Genomic DNA, 19,072 nt, shown 5'->3' with positions numbered 1-19,072 from the left:
ACCCGGGAGTCTCGATCAGTCCGGCACTGCTCCACATCGGCGAAATCGCCGGTTCCGGCGGTCGCTTGTCCGGTGCCGGCCACCACGACAGACTGTTGCGATGCCGCAGGACAACGCCGGGATCGCCGGTGCCTCCCGCCGGCTCGCGTTGCGCGGCAGGGACCGCGAACTGCGGACGCTGGGTGAGTTGTTCGAACGGGCGCGTGCGGGCAGCGGCGGCGCACTGGTGCTGGCCGCGGGCACCGGCCTGGGCAAGACCGCGTTGCTGGACACGGGCCGGCAGGACGCCGCCGGCTTCCACGAGTGCGGCGTCCGGGCCGTCGAGCCGGAGTCGGCAGCACCGCTCGCCGGATTGCGGCGGCTTTTCCCGGACTGCGAGCTCGGGCCGGACCGCGCCCACCGCGCACTGGTCGAACTCTCCGGTGACTCGCCGGTTCTGTGCTGGGTGGACGACGCGCACCACCTCGACCGAGCCTCGTTGGAGGCACTGGCGTTCGCCGCCCGCCGGGCCGAGACCGCACCCCTGGTGCTGCTGTTCACCACCGGACTCGGCCCCGGAGCCGTCACCGTCCCGGACGAGCTGGCCGATCTGCCGCTGCTGCGGCTCGAACCCCTCGGCCCGGCCGACAGCCTGCGCCTGCTCGACGACCACGTCCCGTACGGGCTGCCGGAGGGTCTGGCCGACGAGCTCGTGGTGCTCGCGTCCGGGAACCCGCTCGCCCTCATCGAGCTCGCCGGCGACCTGACACCCGAACAGCTCGGCGGCAGCGAACCCTGCCCGACGGCACCACCGGCGGGCAGCCGGATCAGGTCCGCGGTGGACAGGTCCCTGCGAGGGCTGCCCGCGCAAGCGCGCCTGCTGGCCCTGCTCCCGGCGGTCGACGAGGACCTCGACCTGAGCACGCTCATGCGCGCCGCCGCTCGCGTGGCGCCGAGCGCGCTCGACGAGGCCGAGGCGTCGGGCTTGCTCGTCGTGGACGGCGACCGGGTGCGCGCTCCTGACGAACTGACCCGCAGCTCCCTCAGCGCCGAAGCACCACCGTCGCTGCGCCGGGAGGCCCACCGGCTGCTGAGCGAGGTGCTCGACGCACGACAGCACCGCGCCCGGTGGCTGTGGCACCGCGCCACCTTGACGCCGAGGACGCCGGATGGCCTCGCCGACGAACTCGGCGACGCCGCCGAGGAAGCAGGGCAGGCCGGCGACTTCTCGGTGTCGGCACGGACCTACGAGCGCGCCGCGCGGCTGTCCGGCGACGCCGAGACCAGGGCCCTGCGTCTGGTCATGGCGGGACGCGACTCGTGGCTGGCCGGAAGGCGGGGGCACTCGCGCGCTCTGCTGCGGCGGGCCACGCCGCTGATCCGCTCCCGCAGGCTGCGCGGGATGACCCAGCTGCTGCGGGGCGCGATCGAGCTGGCCGAAGGGGTGCCCGCCATCGCCGACCGGAACCTCACCGGCGCGGCGGATGAACTCGCCGGGACCGATCGCCGGCTCGCGCTCACCGCGCTCATGCTCGCCGGTGAGGCCGACTTCGCCGCCGGGGACTTTCGCGCCTACTACGCCAATGCCCGGCGCGCCGAGGAACTGCGCACGCCCGCCGACGGGCCGCAGGTGCGGCTCATGCTCGACCACTTCGCCGGCCTGGCCGCGACTTTCCGCGGTGAGCACGGGACCGCGGTTCCCTCCCTGCGGCGTGTGGTGCGGCTGGCCGAGGCGGTGGACGACACCGCGTCGAGCGTCTGGGCGAGCCAGGCGGCGTTCGTGCTGGGCGACGCGGAGGGCTCGCTGCGGATGGCGACCAGGGCGCTGACCTCGTCACGGGAGCAGCCGGTCGCGCTGCTGGCTTCGTGGGCGGGCGTGTACCAGTCCTTGTCCGCGCTGCTGCTCGACCGGTACGCCGCGGCGGAGGCCAGCGCGCTGGAGGGGCTGCGGACCGCCCGCGCGCTCGGTCAGCGCAACTTCGCGATCAGCCATCTCAGCATCCTCACGCTCGTCGCGGCCCTGCAGGGCGACCGGCACACCGCCCGGATGCGGCTCGATGCGACCTCCGAGGAGATCGCCGTGCGCGGCCTGGGGCGCACCGGTGCGCTGAGCTCGTGGGCCATCGCCTGCGCCGAGCTCGCCCACGGCAGGCACACCGACGCCCTCGCCAGGTTCAGCTCCATGGCGCCGGGTTCCGGCCGCGGCAACGTCGCGATGCGCGCCATGGCTGCTCCGCACTACGTCGAGGCCGCCGCCCGCTGCGGGCGCCGCGAGACGGCCGACCGGACGTTGCGGATGTTCGACGCCTGGGCGCACAGCGCGGGCAGCCTGCCCCGCATCGCGCTCTCCCACCGCTGCCACGCCCTGCTGGCGGAACACGACACCGACGCCGACTGGCACTTCAGGGAGGCCGTCAGGCTGCACCGGGACGCCGGCACGGTGCTGGAGCTGGCCAAGACCGAACTGCTCTACGCGCAGTGGCTGCGCGGCAGGCGCAAGCCCCGTGCCGCCAGGGACCACCTCGCCGAGGCGTTGCGGATCTTCGAGCAGTACCGCGTCCCGCACTGGGTCGAGCACACCAGCGCGCAGTTGCGGTCGGTCGGCGCACCGGTGCGGGCCGCCGCGAGCACGGGCCTGGAGGCGCTCACCCCGAAGCAGGCCGAGATCGCCCGGCTCGTCGCCGAGGGCGCCACGAACCGGGAGATCGCCGCCCGCCTGTTCATCAGCCGGCGCACCGTCGACCACCACCTGCGCAACATCTTCGCCACACTCGGCATAAGGTCGCGGGTGCAGCTCAGCAGGCTGCTGCCCTGACCGTTCGGGCCGGCCACGGCGGACGGGCGATGCATTTCCTTTGTGCCGTTTTTTGAGTTCTTTTACTTTTCCGGCCACATGCCCGAAAATCGCGCCGAAACGTTACTGAGAGGTGACTGCCCGGCCGGGATCGCGGTTCTACCCTGGAAGAATGTATGTGGTATTGCTGCATCACACCGTGCCGGCAGAAGACATCAACCTCATACTCCCCGACCACTTCGAATGGATAAACCGGCATTACCGGGCAGGCGACTTCCTCATCGAGGGCCGCTGCGCGCCGGGGGCCGACTCCGTCATCATCGCCGCGGGCATGAAGCGGGGCAGGCTGGACGCCATCCTGGCCACCGATCCCTTCGTGCTGCGCCACATGGTCAAGCCCGAGGTGATCGAGTTCAGGGCGCTGCACACGGTGCCCGAGCTCGTCCGCTACGCCGACCGGCTCGACAGCGGGGTCAGCGGCGGATAACCGCTTCGCGTTCCGGCGCGCCGGGACCGCCGGAAAAGGCGTTCCCGGCAACGCCAAGCCAAAAGCGGCACTCCGCCCAGACGGCCGGATCCGGACCATTCGGGGCGGTTCGGCCGACAACATCCGCGCGTTTGCAAAAAGGGTCGCGCGGCCGATTTCGGGCATCCATTTCCCCGATTCCGGATCGAGCGCGTTCAGCATTCGCGCGCAATACCGCGGCCCGGTGGCGGCGCCGGACGGCGGTATTGCGCGCCGACCGTCTGCGCCAGCATGCTGACCGGGCTCCCGGAAGGAGACCGTCATGCCCGCCGCGCCGTCGCCTCGTCCGCACTCGCACCCTTCGTGCAGTACCGGCCGGAGCGGGTGCCGGTGGACGAAGGGCTGCGGCGCGGCCAGGCCCTGCACGACCTGCTCGCCCAGCGGCGCAGCGTCCGCTTCTTCAGCTCCGACCCGGTTCCCGCCGAGGCGATCGATCTCGCGGTGCGCACCGCCAACACCGCGCCCAGCGGCGCGCACCAGCAGCCGTGGACGTTCGTGGCGGTGCGGGGCCCGGAGACCAGGCACCGCATCCGCCTCGCCGCCGAAGCCGAGGAACGCGCCTTCTACGGCCGCGACGACCTCCCGGAGTGGCACGGCGCGCTGGCGCGCCTGGAGACCGGTGCCGACAAGGAGTACCTCGGCGTCGTGCCGTGGATCGTGGTGGTGTTCGCGCAGAAGTACTCCACCGACCCGACCGGCCGCAGGCGAAAGCACTACTACGTCAACGAAAGCGTCGGCATCGCCTGCGGGATGTTCATCAGCTCCCTGCACGCGATGGGCCTGGCCACGCTGCCCCACACGCCCAACCCGATGGGCTTCCTCAACGACATCCTCGGCCGTCCCGGCAGCGAACGCCCGTACATCCTGTTCCCGGTCGGCTACCCCGCCGCCGACTGCGAGGTGCCCGACCTGGCGCGCAAGCCACTGGAGCAGGCGCTGGTGCACCACCCGTGACGGGCTTCGCCGTCCCACGCGGCCGGTATCCTCGAACACTGGTCAGGACGGCGGAGAGGGTGGCGCGGTGCCAGTCACGGACGAGGCGATCGAGAAGATCAAATCCATGATCGTCACCGGTGAGCTCGGCCCCGGGGACAAGCTGCCCAAGGAGGCCGACCTCGCCGAACGGCTCGGCCTGTCCCGCAACTCGCTGCGGGAGGCGGTGAAGGCGCTGTCGCTGATCCACGTGCTCGACGTGCGCCAGGGCGACGGCACCTACGTCACGACCCTGGAGCCGAACCTGCTGCTGGACGCCCTGGCGTTCATGGTGGACTTCCACCAGGACGACAGCGTGCTGGAGTTCTTCGAGGTCCGCCGCATCCTCGAACCCGCCGCGACCGCGATGGCGGCCACCGCGATGAGCGACGAGGACATCGCGGGACTGCGCGCCGTGCTGGACGAGCTGGGCGACGACCCCTCGGTGGAGGTGCTGGTCGCCAACGACATGGAGTTCCACCGGCGGATCGCGGCGGGCTCCGGCAACACCGTGCTGTGCTCGCTGATCGAGGGACTCTCGGGGTCGACCGCGCGGGCGCGCATCTGGCGGGGGCTCACCCAGGAGGGCGCGGTTAGCCGCACCCGCGAGCAGCACGCCGCGATCTGCGACGCGATCGAGTCGCGCCAGCCCGACGTCGCGCGCGCGTGGGCAACGGTGCACGTGGCGGGGGTCGAGGAGTGGCTCCGCAGTGCGCTGGGTGTGCCGCAGTCCTCGAGCTGACCAGGCGAATCGTCAGGCAAAGCATCGCGAGGCCAACGAGCAGCCGTGCGGCCGGTTCAGGTGACGGGCGCGGGGATGTCCGGACGCAGCAGTCCGGCGGCCACCAGGTCGGCCCACAGCTGCCGCGGCACCGGCCGGGAGTGGAGCTCGGCGTTGCGCACCACCTCGTCGGCCGACCGGGCCCCCAGCACGACGCTCGCCACCGCGGGGTGGCCGGCCGCGAACGCGATGGCGGCCTGCGGGAGGCTGACGCCGTGTGCGCGGCAGACCTCGCGCATGCGCTCGGCCTTCGCCCGCAGCTCCCGCGACGCGGGCCGGTAGTCGTACATCGCGTCCGCTTCCGGGGCGTCGGTGGCGAGCAGCCCGCCGTTGAAGACGCCGGCCGCGAGCACCGAGACACCGCGCCGCAGGCATGCCGGCAGCATCGTGTCCGATGCGGACTGCTCGAGCAGCGTGTAGCGCCCCGCGAGCATCACGGCGTCGATGTCGGTCTCGGTGACGAAGCGCTCCAGCATCCGCCACTGGTTCATGCCCGCGCCGATCGCACCGACCACGCCCTGGTCCCGCCACTCGTGCAGCGCCGGGTACGCCTCGCCTACGGCCTGTTCCCAGTGGTCGTCGGGATCGTGCAGCAGGACCACGTCGACCCGGTCCACGCCGAGCCTGCGCAGGCTCTCCTCCAGCGAGCGGCGCACGCCGTCGGCGCTGAAGTCCCACTGGCGGACGTGGTCGGCCGGGACGTCGAAACCCGCGGCGTGGTCGCGCAGCCCGCCGTCGTCCGGCCGCGGGACGAGCAACCGCCCGACCTTGGTCGACAGCACGCAGGAGTCCCTGGGCCGGTCCGCCAGCGCCCGGCCCAGCCTGCGTTCGGCCAGGCCGAGCCCGTAGTGCGGCGCGGTGTCGAAGTAGCGGACACCGGCCTCCCACGCCGCGTCGACGGCCGCGAGCGCGGTCTCCTCGGCGACCTCGCGGTAGAGGTTGCCGATCACCGCGCCGCCGAAGCCGAGCCCGCTCACCCGCACCCGCGACCGTCCGAGACGCACCTGCTTCACGACGGGAGCTCCCAGACCAGCGACAGGCCGGTGTCGTCGCCGGAGTAGTCGTCCTCCACCGCAAGCAGCTCGGCCATCCGCGCCTGCCACTCGACGTTGGCCGGGTGGTCGCGAAGCGCGCGGCGCATGGCCTGGTAGTCCTCGACCTCCACGACGTGGAAGAGGTCCAGGCCGTCGCGCCAGATCCGCCAGGTGCGGACCCCGGCCTCCCGCAGAGCCGCGTCCAGCTCCGGCGGGATGACGGCGTGGACCCGCTCGTAGTCGGCTTCCCTGCCGGGATTCAGCCTGGTGTGCAAGGCGATCCGCTGCATCTGCCCTCCCGTGCTCACCTGCGGAGCCTGAGCCCGTGCATCCCGCCGTCGACGGCCAGGACGGTGCCCGTGGTCGCCCCGGCCGACGGGCTCGCCAGGTAGGCCACCGCAGCGGCGACCTCCTCCGCCGACACCAGCCTGCCGGTCGGCTGCCGCTTCTCCAACGCCGAAAGCTCCGCCTCGGGGTCTGCGGCGGCGGCGAGCAACCGGCGCACCCACGGGGTATCCACGGTGCCCGGGTTCACGCAGTTGACCCGGATGCCCTCGGCGACGTGGTCGGCGGCCATCGCCAGCGTCAGCGACTGCACCGCGCCCTTGCTCGCGCTGTAGAGCGCACGCTGCGGCAGTCCCGCGGTCGCGGCGATGGAGCAGGTGTTGACGATCGCGGCCGCCGGGGACCGCCGCAGGTACGGCAGGCAGGCCCGGGTGGTGCGCACCAGTCCGAGCACGTTGACGTCGAAGACCCCCCGCCACTCGTCGTAGGAGTTGGTCTCGACGGTGCCCTGCGCCCCGATCCCGGCGTTGTTGACCAGGACGTCGATCCGCCCAATCTGCCGCGCGGCGGCCGCGACCGCGGTGTTCACAGACTCTTCGTCGGTGACGTCCGCGCGCACGCCCGCACCGGGAGCCTCCGACGGGTCAAGGTCCAGGCACGCCACGGCCGCACCGCGCTCCACGAGCATCCGGGCAACGGCAAGGCCGATCCCCGATCCGCCACCGGTCACGACCGCGCCGAGTCCGTCGAAGTCCTTCACACCGCGCTCCCGTTCTCGCTCGTGGCCCACACCGGTCCGTCCGGGTAGGCGTGGTCGGCCAGCGTCCGCGGCAGCATGGCGGCCCCGAAACCCGGCGCGGTGGGCGCGACGTAGTGGCCGTCGCGGACCACGACCGGGTCGGCGAAGTGCTCGTGCAGGTGGTCGACGTACTCGATCACCCTGTTCTCCTTCGAACCCGACACCGCCACGTAGTCGAACATCGACAGGTGCTGCACCAGCTCGCACAGCCCGACGCCGCCGGCGTGCGGGCACACCGGTACCTCGAACTTGGCCGCAAGCAGCAGGATCGCGACGTTCTCGTTGACCCCGGCCACCCGGGCGGCGTCCAGTTGCAGGTAGGACAGCGATCCGGCCTGCAGCATCTGCTTGAACACCACGCGGTTCTGCACGTGCTCACCGGTGGCGACCCGCACCGGGGCGATCGCCCTCGCGATGGTCGCGTGGCCCAGGACGTCGTCCGGGCTGGTCGGTTCCTCGACCCACCACGGGTCGAACTCGGCCAGCGCGCGCACCCAGTCGATCGCGGTACCGACGTCCCAGCGCTGGTTGGCGTCGACGGCGATCCGGACGCCGGGTCCGACAGCCTCGCGGGCGACGCGCAGCCTGCGGACGTCGTCGTCGAGATCGCCGCCCACCTTCAGCTTGATCTGGCCGAAGCCGTCGGCGACCGCCTGCTCGCACAGCCTGCGCAGCTTGTCGTCGTCGTAGCCGAGCCAGCCGGGCGATGTCGTGTAGGCCGGGTAGCCGTTGGCGCGCAGCTCGGCCTCCCGGTGCGCCCGGCCCGGCTCGGTGCGGCGCAGGATCTCCAGCGCCTCACCCGGCGTCAGCGCGTCGGTGAGGTAGCGGAAGTCGACCAGCTCGACGATCTGCTCCGGAGTCAGGTCCGCGAGCAGCTTCCACACCGGCTTGCCCTCGCGCTTGGCCCGCAGGTCCCACAGCGCGTTGACCACCGCCGAGACCGCCATGTGCATGACGCCCTTCTCCGGGCCGAGCCAGCGCAGCTGGGAGTCGTGCACCATCCGCTTCCACACCCCGCCGAGGTCTGCCAGCGCCTCGTCGAGCGCGAGCCCGGCGACGTAGGGCTCCAGCGCGCGGATCGCCGCGGTCTGCACGTCGTTGCCGCGGCCGATGGTGAAGGCGAACCCGTGGCCCTCCAGCCCGGCGTCGGTGCCGATCACCACGTAGGCGGCCGAGTAGTCGGGGTCGGCGTTCATGGCGTCGGAGCCGTCGAGGTCCCGCGAGGTCGGGAAGCGCACGTCGTGGGTCCGCAGGCTCGTGATCCTCCCGCCCATCAGGCCTGCCCCACCTTCTGGCGCTGGCTGCCGAGCCCGTCGATCTCCAGCTCCACGACGTCTCCCGCCCGCAGGTACGGCTTGGGTTCGGGCATCCCCATCGCGACACCGGCCGGGGTGCCGGTGTTGATCACGTCGCCGGGCTCCAGCACCATGAACCCGCTGAGGTAGCGCACGATCCCGGCCACGCCGAAGATCATGTTCGCGGTGTCGCCGTCCTGCCGGGTGTCCCCGTTGACCCGCAACCGCAGACCCAGCCGCTGCGGGTCGGCGATCTCGTCGGCGGTGACCAGCCAGGGCCCCATGGGGTTGAACGTCTCGCAGGACTTGCCCTTGTCCCACTGGCCGCCGCGTTCGAGCTGGAACTCCCGCTCCGAGACGTCGTTGGAGATCGCATAGCCCGCCACGCACGTCATCGCGGCCTCGTCGTCGGCGAGGTAGCGCGCCGTGCGGCCGATCACGACCGCGAGCTCGACCTCCCAGTCGGTCTTGACGCTGCCGCGCGGCAGCAGGACCTCGTCGTCGGGCCCCACGACGGTGTTGGGCGCCTTCATGAACAGCACCGGCTCGGCCGGTTCCGGGGCGCCGGTCTCAGCGGCGTGGTCGGAGTAGTTCAGCCCGATGCACACGATCTTGCCCGGCCGCGCCACCGGCGGCCCGACCCGGGTCGAGGGGTCGAGCTCGGGCAAGGCGCCCAGGTCGGTTCCTCGGACCCGCTCGACACCGCCACCAGACAGGAACTCGCCGTCGATATCGCCGGTTATCCCGGACAGGTCCCGTACCCGGCCTTCGGCATCCAGCACGGCCGGCCGCTCGGCTCCGGCCGACCCCACGCGCAGCAGTCTCACACGACTCTCCAAACTCCATCCGTGTTCCGCCGAGCGTCCGGCGGAAGCCGTCAACTGGTCAGCGCACCCGGCGCCTCCCAGGTTCGCCAGTGATCTCCAGCACCGACGGAACGCCAGGGAGGAGGCGGCGTTGAGCAGGTACTGGGGGACCCGCACAGCGCGGCGGCGCTCGGCGCGAGCGCGCACCCGACAGAGCCGAGCACGCACGACGCCCCGCACACGATCCGCAGGTGGCGCCGGTCGAAGCGCCGCGCCGCGATGGTCGCGCCGACGATCGCGGCAGCGCGCCGAACAGCAGCATGCTCGTGAACAGCCCCTGCCCGCCCGCACCCAGCCCGAAGTCGCCGGCCGGTGGCTCGGACATCGGACACGGGGTCTCCTCACGGCAGCCGGACGGACCTGCGCTCGCACGGCCGAGAGAGGTCCGGCGGAGCGGCCGCGAGGCGGCTCCTGTGCCGTGCGTCACCGGACACAGAGGCTATACATCCTATGTTTCACCACGCAAGGCCTTAGGCGATGCGTGTAGTGCTCGTACAATCCGGACAGGATCGAGGAATAGATAGGATCTTTCAGCGACGGCGTCCGCGTGGGCGCAGGGCGACGCCGGGCAGCGCCGGGGCGGGCAGCGGCGGCCCGTCGTACCCGCGCACCGCTCCGAAGCGGCTCCGGGGACCGGCCGCCTCCCGATCCGCCTCCCAGTCCAGCCGCGCCCGCGCGATCTCGTCGTGGTCGCGGCCGACGAAGTTCCACCACATCACGATCTGCTCCTCGAACGGCGTTCCGCCGAGCAGCAGCGCGGTTGACGGTCCGCCGAAGGAGATGTCCCGTCGTCCCCGGCCGAGGTAGAGCATGGTGCCGGTGGCCACCGGGCTTCCGTCGACGGTGAGCCCGTCGCGCAGCGCGAGGACCGCGTGCTCGAAGTCCGGTTCGAGCGGCAGCCGGAAGTCGTCCGCGCCGACGACGACCTCGGCGCCGAGCAGGGGGGTGTAGGTCTTCGCAGGCGAGACCTCGCCGTCCAGCCGTCCCATGAGGACGGTGGCAGTGCCGCCCGCGGCGCTCAGCACGGGCAGGTCCACGTGCTGCTCGAAGTGCGCGCCGACCGCGCGCTGGTCTCCGGGCAGCGCGACCCACAGCTGCACGCCGTGCAGCACCGGCGAGTGCTCGGCGGGCGACTCCTCCGAGTGCGAGATGCCGCTGCCAGCGGTCATCAGGTTCAGCTCGCCTGGCCGCACCAGAGCGCGGCTGCCGAGGCTGTCGCGGTGCAGGACCTCGCCTGCGAGCAGCCAGCTCACCGTCTGCAGTCCGATGTGCGGGTGCGGGGGCACCTGCATGCCCGCCTGGCCCGCGATGTCGACGGGGCCGTAGAAGTCCGCGAAGCACCAGGCTCCCACCATGCGCCGGCTCCGGTTGGGCAACGTGCGGCCCACGAGCATGGCGCGGGGTCCGCCGAGCGGGACTTCGCGCGGTTCGAGCAGTTCGACGTCGGGTTCGGCCGCGGTGGCGACCCCGCCGCACACGGTTTCGGCGGGATCCGGCTCCACGTTGCTCACCGCACCAACGCTACGCGGGCACCGGTGCGAGGCATACTGCGCGAGGCGACGACGTTGGAGGGAAAGTGGCAGAAACCGTCGACAATCCCGGCGACTCCCGGTTCGAGATCCGCAGCGACGGCGAGAGGGCCGGTTTCGTCGATTACCGGCTGCGCGGCGGCACGATCTCCTTGCTGCACACCGAGATCGACGACCGCTTCGAAGGCCAGGGGCTCGGCAGCCTGCTCGTCCGGTCGGTGCTGGACAACGCACGCGAACGCGGGCTCGAGGTACTCCCCTACTGCCCGTTCGTACGTTCCTGGATCGCCCGCCACCCGGATTACCTCGAGCTGGTTCCAGAGGGCCGGAGCGCCGAATTCGACCTTTAAGGCCGCCTCGCGGTCTGCCAGGACGGGCCCGGCAGACCGCGAGGCGAGCTGTCAGGCGGGCGTGATCCGGCCGACGACCTCGCCGAAGCCGATGGTGGTCCCGTCAGCACCCGGTGCGGTGGCGCTGATGCTGATCTCGTCACCGTCCTCCAGGAAGGACCGGGTACCGCCACCGGGCAGCTCGATCGGCTCCCGGCCGCCCCAGCTCAGCTCGATCAGCGAACCACGCTGCCCGGGTTCGGGGCCGCTGACGGTGCCCGACGCGTAGAAGTCGCCGGTGCGCAGCGACGCGCCGTTGACCGTCATGTGCGCGAGCTGCTGCGCCGCGGTCCAGTACATGGACGCGAACGGCGGCCGGGAGACCAGGTGGCCGTTGAGCCGGACCTCCATCGCCAGGTCCAGCCCCCAGTCCTGGTCGCCGTCGCGCAGGTACGGCAACGGCTCCGGTGCGCGTGCCGGCGGCGCCACCCTGGCGTCCTCCAGCGCCTCCAGCGGCACGATCCACGGCGAGACCGACGTGGCGAACGACTTGCCCAGGAACGGCCCGAGCGGCACGTACTCCCACGCCTGGATGTCGCGGGCCGACCAGTCGTTTACCAGGCACACGCCGAACACGTGCTCGGCGAAGTCGGCCACACCGACCGACGTGCCCAGCTCCGAGCCGGTGCCGACGACGAATCCGACCTCGGCCTCGATGTCGAGCCGCTGCGACGGTCCGAAGCTCGGCGCGTCGGCCTGCGGGGGCTTGCGCTGACCGCTGGGTCGCACGACCGGGGTGCCCGACACCACGACGGTGCCCGCGCGGCCGTGGTAGCCGATCGGCAGGTGCTTCCAGTTCGGGGTCAGCGGGTCGGAGTCCGGGCGGAACATCCGGCCGATGTTGGCGGCGTGGTGCTCCGAGGAGTAGAAGTCGACGTAGTCGGCGACCTCGAACGGCAGCAGGAGCCGCACGTCCTCGGCTCGGTGCAGCGCGGGCTCGACCTCGGGCCGGTTGGCCTCCACGGTGAGCAGTTCGACGACCCGGGCCCGCACCTCGTGCCAGCGCTCACGCCCCTGGGCCATGAAGGCGTTGAGGCTCGGCCGCGCGAACACCTCGTCGCCGAGGGCGGCCGCCAGGTCGAGAACGTGCTCGCCGATCGCGACGCCGACCCGCGCGGCGCCGTCGCCGGACGGCTCGAACACCCCGTACGGCAGGTTCTGCACCGGGAAGTGCGAGCCCTCCGGTACCGGGACCCAACTCTGCAACGTCAATGTCCGTCCTTTCCTGTCGTCGGAAGCAGTTCGCCCGCCTCCCGGACCGGTGTGCTGGTGCTGCACGAGCCGTAGCTGAGCATCGTGCGGCGGGTCCGGTGCGCGGCCTGCTCGTCGAGCGCGGCGATCCGACCGGCGAGCTCGGCGGGATCGTCGATCTCCAGCGCGGCCCGCACGTCGTGCTCGGCGCCGCCGGCCGTGGCCACCGCGCTGGCCAGCAGCAGGTTGAGGTAGCCGTGGTGCGTGAAGCCGGTGCCCGCGTCGCGGTGGCGAACGGCGTGGTGCAGTCCGGCGGTGGCCTTGAACGGAACACCCGCCGCGACGCACGCCGCGATGAACCTCGCGACCTCGTGCGGCGTGGGGAAAAGCTCCGCCCGCACACCACCGCAACGCAGCTTCGCACCGATCACCCGGCCGCCACCCGCCGTGTGCACCGCGTCGAGTGCCTGGCCGACATCGGCGGCCGAGGGCGGTTCCAGGAACACCGGTACCCCGTCAGGCACCACGTCGAGCAGGTCGCCCGCGGAGGCGACCTTGGCCATCGGGACCTCGAGCAGCGCCAGCGACGCCCTCGGATCCCCGCCGAGCTCGGCGCACGTCTCGGCCAGTCCGGACACGCCCCGGTCGGCGATCAGCCCGACCTCGACGTGGTCGGAGCCGGTCAGGTGCTCGCGCAGCTCGCCGATCCGGCTCGCGGGGCACAGGAACCGGTGGGTGAGCATCGGTTCCGCCGAGGCCAGGTCGGCGCGGTGGCGGACAACCGCCGCGTCCATCTCCAGCGCCGTGGGCGGGAACAGCCCCGCGTCGTCGACCAGGTCTCTCAGCAGCGGTGCGGTCACGCCGGCCCCCTCCCCGACCAGGTCCAGGCGTAGCGCTGGTCGTCGGCGGCCAGTCCGCCCTCGCCCAGCTCCAGCGGCCGGAAGGTGTCGACCATGACGGCCAGCTCGTCGAAGAACTCGACGCCGATGCTGCGTTCGTAGGCCCCGGGCTGCGGGCCGTGGGAGTGGCCGCCGGGGTGCACCGACACCGAACCCTGGCCGATGCCCGAGCCCTTGCGCGCCTCGTAGTCGCCGCCGCAGTAGAACATGATCTCGTCGCTGTCCACGTTGGAGTGGTAGTACGGGACCGGGATCGACAGCGGGTGGTAGTCCACCTTGCGGGGCACGAAGTTGCACACCACGAAGTTGTTGCCCTCGAAGACCTGGTGCACCGGCGGCGGCTGGTGCACGCGCCCGGTGATCGGCTCGAAGTCGGAGATGTTGAAGGTGTGGGGGTACAGGCAGCCGTCCCAGCCGACGACGTCGAACGGGTGCTCCGGGTACACGTAACGGGTTCCGACGACGGAACCGCCGCTGCCCCGGTGCTTGACCAGGACCTCGACGTCGGTCCCTTCGGCCAGCAGCGGCTCGGCGGGCCCGTGCAGGTCCCGCTCGCAGTACGGCGCGTGCTCCAGCAGCTGACCGAACTTCGACAGGTAGCGCCGGGCCGGGGTGATGTGGCTGTTGGCCTCGATGCAGTAGGTGCGCAGCGGCTCCCCGCCCTGCGGGACCCACCGGTGGGTGGTGGCGCGCGGCAGCAGCACGTAGTCGCCCTGCTTCGCCGTCAGCGCGCCGAAAACGGTCTCCACGACCGCCTCACCGGACTCGACGTAGACGCACTCGTCGCCGACGGCGTTGCGGTACAGCGGCGAGGACTCCCCCGCGGCCGCGTACGAGATGCGGACGTCGGCGTTGCCCAGGACCAGCCGCCTGCCGGTCACCACGTCGGCGGCCTTCCACGACTGGCCCGGGAACAGCTCGTGCAGCTTCAGGTGCCGCGGCTTCAGCGGGTGGTTGGGCCGGGTCGACAGGTCGGGCAGCTCCCACTCGGACGCGTCGACGATGGCCGACGGGATCGCCCGGTGGTACAGCAGCGACGAGTCCGCCGAGAAACCCTCCTCGCCCATCAGCTCCTCGAAGTAGAGACCACCGTCGGGAGTGCGGTGCTGGGTGTGCCGCTTCGGCGGCACATCGCCAACGCAGCGGTAGTAAGCCATCTCGCGTTCCTTCCTCGGTTGCGGAGTTCCACCAGGGGCAGATCAGGTGCGCTGCCCGGACGTCTGGACCGGCGCGCCGACGTCGCTCAGCCGCCGGTGCCCGGTCTCGCCCGCCCGCAGGAAGGCGATCACGGTGCACAGCTCGGCCACCGCGAGGAACACGCCGACGGGCAGCGTCGAACCGAAGCGCTTCATCAGGCCCACCCCGATGATGGGCGCGAGCGACCCGCCGAGCACGGTGGCGAGCTGGTAGCCCAGCGAGGCGCCGGTGTAGCGCACCGCGCTCGGGAACAGCTCGGTGAAGAAGGCGACCTGCGCGCCCGTCATCAGCCCGTGCAGGGTCAGCCCCACCACCACGACCAGCGTGATGGTGGCCGGCCTGCCGCCGTCGACCATCGGCAGCCCGGCGAAGCCCCAGACCGCGATGAGCACCGCGAGCCCGATGTTGAGCCCTCGGCGGCCGAAGCGGTCGGAGAGCGCGCCGCCCGCGAGCATCGCGGCCACCTGGAACACCGAGCCGACGGCGACCGCCGTCAGGCCCACGCCCTTGGGCAGGTGCAGCTGCTCGGCCAGGTAGGAGAGCAGGAAGATGCTGAAGACGTAGTAGGTCGTCTTCTCCCCGACGTTGGCCATGGTCGCGAGCACGACCTCGCGCCGGTGGTGGCGCAGCACGACACCGATCGGGGCCTTGCCCTGCTCGGCCGCACCGGACGCGCGCAGCTCGGCGAACAGCGGCGACTCCTGCACCGCGCGCCGCAGCCACAGCCCGACCAGGACCAGCACGGCCGAGACCACGAACGGCAGCCGCCAGCCCCACTCGACGAACGCCTGGTCGGTGACGGCCAGTCCCAGCAGCGCGAGCACACCCGTGGCCAGCAGGTTTCCCAGCGGACCGCCGGTCTGCGGCCAGCTCGCCCAGAAACCGCGGCGGCGGGCGTCGGCGTGCTCGGTCACCAGCAGGATCGCCCCGCCCCACTCCCCGCCCAGTGCCACGCCCTGCACCAGCCGCAGGAGCGTGAGCAGCACCGGCGCGGCCACGCCGATCGTCTCGTAGGAGGGCACGAGGCCGATGGCCACCGTCGCGCCGCCCATCAGCGTCAGGCTCAGCGCCAGCGTCCTGCGGCGCCCGAGCCGGTCGCCGAGGTGTCCGAAGAGGACCCCGCCGACAGGGCGCGCGAGGAAGCCGACCGCGTAGGTGACCAGTGCCAGCAGCACTCCGGTGACCGGGTCTCCTGCCGGGAAGAAGACCTTGTTGAACACCAGCGCGGCGGCCGAGCCGTAGAGGAAGAAGTCGTAGAACTCGATCGTCGTGCCCGCCAGGCTCGCGGCGACGATCTTGCCGAACTCGCGGCGGGGAGCCCGGGCGGGCTCGGCTGGTGCGGTCACGTGGCGGCTCCTGGCGTCGTCGTGGTGCGGCAGGTCAGCACGCGTCGCGCGCTTCGGCGATGAGTCCGGTGAGCTGGTCCGCGTCGAGGTGGTCGAGCGCGGTCAGCAGCACCAGGCGCACGAGGAACGCCTCGCGGTCCTCGACGGCGTCGAGCGCCTCGCTGACCGACCGCCAGACGAACTCGGCGTTCATCGGTGACCTCCCGTGACGATGAGATCGGCGACTTCCCCTGGCCCGCTGAAGTCCGGGAGCCGGCCGAGCAGCAGGCCGTCCGGGCGGATCGCGAAGACCTCCCCGGGGCGCGCTCCGAACTCCGCCGCGAGCGCGCCGTCGGCGTCGTCGAGCGCGCCGACCGCCGGATGCTCCCGTCCCGCTCCGGTGGCCAGCCCTCGCACGCCGACGCCTGTGCGCCCGGCCAGCGCGGACACCGCTTCGCCAAGCTCGGCAGTCGCGACACCGAAGCCGAGCAACGCGAAATCCCTTCCCCGCAACGAGTTCAGGCTCGACGTGCCCGTCGACGTGCGCACGACGCGGTCGGGAACCGGGTCGCCCGGTCGCAGACCTGGCGCGTCGCAGGGCAGCGTCAGCGGCGAGGTCCGGCTGTGGGTCGCGCTCGACTGGCGCGGGTTCACCAGCTCGCGCAACGCGGGGCGGCGGGTGGCCAGGGCCAGCACGGCGTCGCGGGTCAGCTCGTAGCCCCGGGTTCCCGGGGTCATGAACAGCGTGCTCTTCTCCGCCTCGGTCACGTTCTGGCACCACGCGTCGCGCCGCTCGGTCGCGTAGACGTCGAGAAGCGCGGGTGCGGCCTCGCCGTCGACCACCGCGGCGAGCATCCAGGCCAGGACGTCGGCGTCCTCCAGCCCGGAGTTCAGGCCGCGGACCCCGAAGATCGGGACCAGGTGCGCGGCGTCCCCGGCGAACAACACCCGTCCGTGCCGGTAGGAGCCCAGCGACAGCGCGTGCGCGCGGTAGAGGCTGGTCCACTCCAGCGTCCAGGGCCGGTCGTTGCCCAGCCAGTCCAGGTGCCGCGCGATCCGTTCGCGGACGCGCTGCTCATCGGCCTCCAGCTCGGGGTCTGCGCCGGGTTGCAGCTGGTAGTCGACGCGCCAGATGTCGTCGGGCTGGCGGTGCAGGATGATCGTCGAGCCCGGGTTGCTCGGCGGGTCGAACCAGACCCGGCGCTCGGTGGGCAGCGCGGCGGGCCAGTGGATGTCGGCGATGACGTAGCGGCCCTCGTAGCTGGTGCCGTCGAGCCGCAGGCCCAGCGCCTCGCGCACGGCGCTGCGGGCCCCGTCGGCGGCCACCACCCAGTCGGCGCGCACCCGGGCCGGGCCCTGCGGGGTTCCCACCTCGAGCACGGCGTGGTCGTCGTGGCGTGTGCAGTCGAGCACCCGGCACCTCCAGTGCACCTCGCAACCGTCGGTCGCCTCGATCGCGTCGACCAGCACCTGTTCGGCGACCGACTGCGAGATGTTGACCATCGGCGGGTGCACGTCGCCTGCCCCGCTCGGCATGTCGAAGGACAGGACCTCGGTGTCGCGGTAGTAGCTGCGGCCCGAGGTCCACGGCAGGGACAGCTCGGCGAACCGATCCCCCACGCCGAGCCGTTCCAGAACCTCCAGCGAATGGCGGGACAGGCAGATCGCCCTGCTGCCGGCGCAGACCGAGTCCCCGGCCTCCAGCACGGTCACCCGCACGCCTCGCCGGGCCAGGCCGAGGGCGAGCGCGAGCCCCACCGGACCGGCGCCGACGACCACGACCGAGTCGGCCTCCGGGGGCGGGGTGAACGCGTAGCGGCGCGGGGTGAAGTACACAACCATCTCCCGATGTGTTGCAATTATCGAGCACTGCTGTTACAAAGATTGCACCAACTATCTTTCCGGGGTTTCGGCTGTGTCAAGACCTCGGAGCCGAACCGGAGTGCACGTGTCTGCTGAGCGGAAACCGGACGGGTCCCAGACCCTCGAACGCGGACTGCGGGTCCTGCGGATGCTGGCCGAGTCACCCGGCGGGCTCGGCGCCAGCGAGGTAGCGGCCCGGCTCGACGTGCACCGCTCGGTCGCCTACCGACTTTTGATGGCCCTGACCAGGCAGAACTTCGTCTCCAGGGACGAGGAGGGGCGCTACCGGGTCGGCCTGGACTTCTTCACCCTCGCCGAACGGGTGCGACCGCGGCTGCTGGACGTGGCGACGCCGGTGCTGCGTGAGCTGACCGCCGAGCTGAACGCCACCGCGTGCCTGGTGGTGCCGGAGAACGGGTCGGCGGTGGCCGTCGCGGTCATCGAGCCGCCGGGTTCGGGACCGCGCTTCTCCTACGGCATCGGCAACCGGGACCCGCTCGAGCGCGGCGCGGCGGGCATCGCCCTGCTCGCGGCGGGCAGCCCCCGCGACGGCGAGCAGGAACGCGTCGCGACGACGCGTCGCGACGGGCACGTCGTCACGCACGAGGAGGTCGTGCCGGGGTCCACGGGCATCGCTGCGCCGATCCACCCCGCACCGGGCGGAAGCCCCGCGGCCATCAACATCATCACGCACCGCAGAGACCTCGCCGACCGGGCGATCCCGGTCGTCGTGTCAGCGGCCCGGCGCATCAGCGAGGCGTTGGGCGGAGAGCCCACCACGGCGGGCTGAGGTCCCGCACGGCGGGACAAGTGCGAACTGTCAGCGCGAAAACGGCTGGACCGAACACGCATACTTCGGGTGTGGAACTCGACGAACGTCTTGTCGACGCGGCGATCGACCAGATGCGCCGCCGGTGGCCGGTCTCCGAGCACGCCGTGGCCGCGGCGGTCTACCTCGACGACGGCCGGATCCTGACCAGTGTCGCCCTCGACAACCTCAACGCGTCCGCCACGCTGTGCGCGGAGACCGGAGCGATCTGCCAGGCGTACACGCTCGGCAGACGGGTGACGTCCTCGGTGTGCGTTGCCGGAAGTCCCGGGAGTGACGGTGTCGCCGTCCTCGCGCCGTGCGGGATCTGCCAGGAACGGCTCGCCCTGTGGGGGCCGGAGGTCCAGGTCGGTGTCGTCGATCCGACCAGTTCCCGCGGGTGGGCAGCGCGGAAGCTGGTCGAGCTCAACCCGTTCTACTGGGGTGAGGCTTACGCCGACGGAGGCGGGTGGCCGTCCGCGGCCGTTCACGCCTCGTGACGTCCCACCGGGCTCGGGGGCAACCGAGGGAGTCGAACCC

General features: G+C 72.0%; 19 protein-coding genes. 7 read left to right on the top strand and 12 right to left on the bottom strand.

What is annotated here, in order from left to right; all coding sequences use genetic code 11:
• Positions 1-100 precede the first annotated feature (100 nt).
• The 4 genes from HUO13_RS19290 (at position 101) to HUO13_RS19275 (ending at position 5,013) form a co-directional block, all read left to right on the top strand.
• Positions 101-2,794: a LuxR C-terminal-related transcriptional regulator gene (locus HUO13_RS19290; protein ID WP_211896528.1), complete on the top strand. Its 2,694-nt coding sequence runs from the start codon at positions 101-103 to the stop codon at positions 2,792-2,794.
• Positions 2,795-2,945: 151 nt separating this feature from the next.
• The gene (locus HUO13_RS19285; RefSeq protein WP_211896527.1) at positions 2,946-3,260 is read left to right on the top strand and encodes a YciI family protein; all 315 of its coding nucleotides are present in this window, start codon (positions 2,946-2,948) and stop codon (positions 3,258-3,260) included.
• 270 nt (positions 3,261-3,530) lie between these two features.
• Positions 3,531-4,253, top strand: coding sequence for a nitroreductase family protein (locus tag HUO13_RS19280; RefSeq protein ID WP_211896526.1), 723 nt, complete (start codon positions 3,531-3,533; stop codon positions 4,251-4,253).
• A gap of 67 nt (positions 4,254-4,320) precedes the next feature.
• Entirely contained in the window at positions 4,321-5,013 is a 693-nt protein-coding gene (locus tag HUO13_RS19275; protein WP_211896525.1) for a FadR/GntR family transcriptional regulator, read from the top strand.
• Between the two features lie 56 nt (positions 5,014-5,069).
• On the opposite strand, the gene HUO13_RS19270 is transcribed toward HUO13_RS19275, so the two are convergent.
• The 6 genes from HUO13_RS19270 to HUO13_RS19245 all read right to left on the bottom strand — a co-directional run bounded on the left by HUO13_RS19270 (position 5,070) and on the right by HUO13_RS19245 (position 10,842).
• Positions 5,070-6,065, bottom strand: a complete 996-nt coding sequence (locus HUO13_RS19270) for an aldo/keto reductase (protein WP_211896524.1) — start codon at positions 6,063-6,065, stop codon at positions 5,070-5,072.
• Positions 6,062-6,376 carry an L-rhamnose mutarotase gene (locus HUO13_RS19265; RefSeq protein ID WP_211902994.1) on the bottom strand — a complete coding sequence of 105 codons (315 nt, stop codon included), beginning with the start codon at positions 6,374-6,376 and terminating at the stop codon, positions 6,062-6,064. Before HUO13_RS19265 ends, HUO13_RS19270 begins: the two co-directional genes overlap by 4 nt.
• A gap of 14 nt (positions 6,377-6,390) precedes the next feature.
• Complete coding sequence (locus HUO13_RS19260) at positions 6,391-7,131, bottom strand: SDR family NAD(P)-dependent oxidoreductase (protein ID WP_211896523.1); 741 nt, start codon at positions 7,129-7,131, stop codon at positions 6,391-6,393.
• Positions 7,128-8,444, bottom strand: a complete 1,317-nt coding sequence (locus tag HUO13_RS19255) for an L-fuconate dehydratase (RefSeq protein WP_211896522.1) — start codon at positions 8,442-8,444, stop codon at positions 7,128-7,130. Before HUO13_RS19255 ends, HUO13_RS19260 begins: the two co-directional genes overlap by 4 nt.
• On the bottom strand, positions 8,444-9,292 hold the full coding sequence (locus HUO13_RS19250; RefSeq protein WP_211896521.1) for a fumarylacetoacetate hydrolase family protein: 849 nt from the start codon (positions 9,290-9,292) through the stop codon (positions 8,444-8,446). Before HUO13_RS19250 ends, HUO13_RS19255 begins: the two co-directional genes overlap by 1 nt.
• Positions 9,293-9,861: 569 nt before the next feature.
• Positions 9,862-10,842 (bottom strand): pirin family protein, encoded by a 981-nt coding sequence (locus HUO13_RS19245; protein ID WP_211896520.1) that lies wholly within the window; start codon positions 10,840-10,842, stop codon positions 9,862-9,864.
• Positions 10,843-10,907: 65 nt separating this feature from the next.
• Here HUO13_RS19245 and HUO13_RS19240 point away from each other — a divergent pair, with 65 nt between their 5' ends.
• Positions 10,908-11,210, top strand: a complete 303-nt coding sequence (locus HUO13_RS19240) for a GNAT family N-acetyltransferase (RefSeq protein WP_211896519.1) — start codon at positions 10,908-10,910, stop codon at positions 11,208-11,210.
• Between the two features lie 51 nt (positions 11,211-11,261).
• Here HUO13_RS19240 and fahA read toward each other — a convergent pair whose 3' ends face one another.
• The 6 genes from fahA to HUO13_RS19210 are packed head-to-tail and all read right to left on the bottom strand — an operon-like array spanning position 11,262 to position 17,703.
• Positions 11,262-12,461, bottom strand: coding sequence for a fumarylacetoacetase (gene fahA / locus HUO13_RS19235; RefSeq protein ID WP_211896518.1), 1,200 nt, complete (start codon positions 12,459-12,461; stop codon positions 11,262-11,264).
• Positions 12,458-13,300: a hypothetical protein gene (locus HUO13_RS19230; protein WP_211896517.1), complete on the bottom strand. Its 843-nt coding sequence runs from the start codon at positions 13,298-13,300 to the stop codon at positions 12,458-12,460. Before HUO13_RS19230 ends, fahA begins: the two co-directional genes overlap by 4 nt.
• On the bottom strand, positions 13,297-14,496 hold the full coding sequence (locus HUO13_RS19225; RefSeq protein WP_211896516.1) for a homogentisate 1,2-dioxygenase: 1,200 nt from the start codon (positions 14,494-14,496) through the stop codon (positions 13,297-13,299). Before HUO13_RS19225 ends, HUO13_RS19230 begins: the two co-directional genes overlap by 4 nt.
• A 42-nt stretch (positions 14,497-14,538) precedes the next feature.
• Entirely contained in the window at positions 14,539-15,882 is a 1,344-nt protein-coding gene (locus HUO13_RS19220) for an MFS transporter (RefSeq protein WP_211896515.1), read from the bottom strand.
• 34 nt (positions 15,883-15,916) lie between these two features.
• Positions 15,917-16,075 carry a hypothetical protein gene (locus HUO13_RS19215; RefSeq protein WP_211896514.1) on the bottom strand — a complete coding sequence of 53 codons (159 nt, stop codon included), beginning with the start codon at positions 16,073-16,075 and terminating at the stop codon, positions 15,917-15,919.
• On the bottom strand, positions 16,072-17,703 hold the full coding sequence (locus HUO13_RS19210; protein ID WP_249123866.1) for an FAD-dependent oxidoreductase: 1,632 nt from the start codon (positions 17,701-17,703) through the stop codon (positions 16,072-16,074). The genes HUO13_RS19215 and HUO13_RS19210 overlap by 4 nt, the downstream gene beginning before the upstream one ends.
• Before the next feature lie 106 nt (positions 17,704-17,809).
• Between HUO13_RS19210 and HUO13_RS19205 the strand changes: the two genes are divergently transcribed.
• Positions 17,810-18,514: an IclR family transcriptional regulator gene (locus tag HUO13_RS19205; RefSeq protein WP_249123865.1), complete on the top strand. Its 705-nt coding sequence runs from the start codon at positions 17,810-17,812 to the stop codon at positions 18,512-18,514.
• A gap of 71 nt (positions 18,515-18,585) precedes the next feature.
• Entirely contained in the window at positions 18,586-19,032 is a 447-nt protein-coding gene (locus HUO13_RS19200; protein ID WP_211896512.1) for a cytidine deaminase, read from the top strand.
• Positions 19,033-19,072: the final 40 nt, after the last annotated feature.

This window comes from Saccharopolyspora erythraea, assembly GCF_018141105.1.
Taxonomy (GTDB): Bacteria; Actinomycetota; Actinomycetes; order Mycobacteriales; family Pseudonocardiaceae; genus Saccharopolyspora_D; species Saccharopolyspora_D erythraea_A.
Note: the sequence above shows the minus strand (reverse complement) of the source record. Positions and strands in the feature narration are given on the sequence as shown.

Coding starts and splice junctions, on each gene's coding strand:
- HUO13_RS19290 (WP_211896528.1), top strand. CDS start 101: ATGCCGCAGGACAACGCCGGGATCGCCGGTGCCTCCCGCCGGCTCGCG.
- HUO13_RS19285 (WP_211896527.1), top strand. CDS start 2,946: ATGTATGTGGTATTGCTGCATCACACCGTGCCGGCAGAAGACATCAAC.
- HUO13_RS19280 (WP_211896526.1), top strand. CDS start 3,531: ATGCTGACCGGGCTCCCGGAAGGAGACCGTCATGCCCGCCGCGCCGTC.
- HUO13_RS19265 (WP_211902994.1), bottom strand. CDS start 6,376: ATGCAGCGGATCGCCTTGCACACCAGGCTGAATCCCGGCAGGGAAGCC.
- HUO13_RS19255 (WP_211896522.1), bottom strand. CDS start 8,444: ATGGGCGGGAGGATCACGAGCCTGCGGACCCACGACGTGCGCTTCCCG.
- HUO13_RS19225 (WP_211896516.1), bottom strand. CDS start 14,496: ATGGCTTACTACCGCTGCGTTGGCGATGTGCCGCCGAAGCGGCACACC.
- HUO13_RS19215 (WP_211896514.1), bottom strand. CDS start 16,075: ATGAACGCCGAGTTCGTCTGGCGGTCGGTCAGCGAGGCGCTCGACGCC.
- HUO13_RS19210 (WP_249123866.1), bottom strand. CDS start 17,703: ATGGTTGTGTACTTCACCCCGCGCCGCTACGCGTTCACCCCGCCCCCG.